Annotated in this window: 1 protein-coding gene; it reads right to left on the bottom strand. The window is 56.8% G+C overall.

Annotation, left to right across the window (positions count from 1 at the left end):
* Window positions 1-464: carbamoyl phosphate synthase preATP-grasp domain-containing protein (locus tag KHA85_RS16650; RefSeq protein ID WP_498039899.1), on the bottom strand; the 464-nt coding region annotated here is incomplete at its 3' end.
* Window positions 465-477 lie beyond the last annotated feature (13 nt).

Raw genomic sequence — 477 nt, 5'->3', positions numbered from 1 at the left:
AAATACAGCTTGTCGGAGATGGAGAAATCGGTAGACACCGTTTCCGGATTCGAGTTCATGATGATGGCCTCGTACCCGGCAGCCTGGATGGCCTTGACGGAGTGAACGGTAGCGTAGTCGAACTCGATCCCCTGGCCAATGCGGATCGGCCCGGAACCCAAGACGAGAACGCTAGGGCGCTGCGACTTTTTCGACTCGTTCTCCATTTCGTAGGTCGAGTAGAAGTATGGGGTTGAGGATTCGAACTCTCCGGCACAGGTATCGACCATCTTGTACACTGGCACAATCCCGTTGTCGACCCGACGAACCCGCACGTCATCAGGGGTCTCGCCCCAGATTCGTGCGATGGCCGGGTCGGAGAAGCCATTGCGCTTGGCAATCCATAGCGCCTCAGAGTCATCGGGGCAGGCTCGTAGCCTTTCCTCAATTTCGAGGATGTGGGCAACCTTGTCGAGGAAGAACACGTCGATCCTGGTC

Origin of the sequence: Dietzia massiliensis (assembly GCF_018390595.1) — a bacterium.
In the GTDB taxonomy this organism is placed as follows: domain Bacteria; phylum Actinomycetota; class Actinomycetes; order Mycobacteriales; family Mycobacteriaceae; genus Dietzia; species Dietzia massiliensis.
This window is presented reverse-complemented; position numbering and strand designations above follow the sequence as displayed.